Annotated in this window: 1 pseudogene; it reads right to left on the minus strand. The window is 68.1% G+C overall.

Annotated features, from left to right (window positions below):
* Positions 1–91 precede the first annotated feature (91 nt).
* Positions 92–711: pseudogene (locus tag JCM25156_RS19215) on the minus strand (leucyl aminopeptidase); the annotation flags it as partial.

Raw genomic sequence — 711 nt, forward strand, 5'->3', positions numbered from 1 at the left:
CTTCCACCGCCGGAGAGCGCGTCAGGTGATAGAAGCCGATCTGCGCCATGGAGTTCCCTGTCCTGTCCTGACCTGCCACGCGGGGCAGGTATCACCCCTCGTAATACGTGCCGACCATGCGGTCGAGCAGGCGCACGCCAAAGCCCGTCGCCCCCTTGGGCGCGTGCGATGTCGCCTTGGTGGTGAACGCCACCCCCGCGATGTCCAGATGCGCCCATGGCACGTCGTTCACGAAGCATTCAAGGAACTTCGCCGCCGTGATCGACCCGCCGGGACGGCCGCCGATGTTCTTGAGATCCGCGATGTCGGAGCGCAGGCGTTCAAGGTAGGCGGCGTCCAGCGGCATGCGCCACAGCTTCTCCCCCGTCGCCTCGCCCGTGCCGGACAGGTTGGCCGCCAGTTCATCGCTGTTCGAGAACAGGCCCGCGCGCTCATGGCCAAGCCCGACCACGATCGCTCCCGTCAGCGTGGCGAGGTCGACCATGAGACGCGGGCTGAAACGGTCCTGGGTGTACCACAGCACATCGGCCAGCACGAGCCGGCCCTCCGCATCGGTATTGAGCACTTCCACCGTCTGGCCGGCGGCGGTGCGCACCACGTCACCCGGGCGCTGGGCGTTGCCGGACAGCATGTTTTCCACCAGCCCCACCACGCCCACGGCGTTGACCTTCGCCTTGCGCCCGGCCAGCGCCGCCATGGTGCCGACCACGG

Source organism: Komagataeibacter kakiaceti JCM 25156, from assembly GCF_000613305.1.